Source organism: Vibrio sp. 1641 (assembly GCF_033339995.1).
GTDB lineage: Bacteria > Pseudomonadota > Gammaproteobacteria > Enterobacterales > Vibrionaceae > Vibrio > Vibrio alginolyticus.
Map to the genome: position 1 here is coordinate 1 of NZ_JAWOVP010000187.1, position 692 is coordinate 692.

At 48.7% G+C, this 692-nt stretch carries 1 pseudogene; it reads right to left on the reverse strand.

From position 1 onward, the window contains the following. Window positions 1-692: pseudogene (gene mukB / locus R7Z47_RS24965) on the reverse strand (chromosome partition protein MukB); the annotation flags it as partial.

Consider the following 692-nt stretch of genomic DNA (forward strand, 5'->3'; position numbering starts at 1 on the left):
GTAGCTCTTCCCCCAAAACCTGAGGAGAACGTTGACCCATATCGATGTGAGGGTTCACGCGTTGGAACAGTTTTGCCATCGCTTCTGAGAAAGTGAAACGTGGAGATTCAAACAAATCTTTATGCTGTTCTTGCTGCGAAGACAGACCATGCAATAGCACTTCATGGCTTTCACGGATCTTCACGTTTAGACGCACACCTTTCACCTGACCGAACGAGATGTTCGACAAGCCTTGGTTTAGCATGCGAATACGGCTTTGCTCACGCTGAATCGTCTTCTTGATGATGCTTGCCACAGACTCAGAGCTGATTGCCAGACGGTTTTCGCGTTGAGTTAGCTCTTCAGTCAGACGCGCTAGCTCTACTTCCATTTCTTCGATAGCTTCTACTGGGTCATCAGTGCGGATAATGTCCTGACGAATACGCTCACGAAGGTGCTGGTAAACCGCAATGTAGAACAGAACTTTACGCTCTGGACGTGCATTATCTTCAGACAAACGTAACGCATCACGTAGGTCATCATTGTTTGCAACAGCAAGACGCAGCGCACCCAACGATTTATCCGACATTGAACGCAGTTCATCGGCAGACATGTACGCCAACTCGCGCTTGTGAAGACGACGTTCAACATCGTTTTCACGTGCCAAGCGAAGTACTGAACACCAGCCAGCTTTCGCAGCAACCACGAAGGTA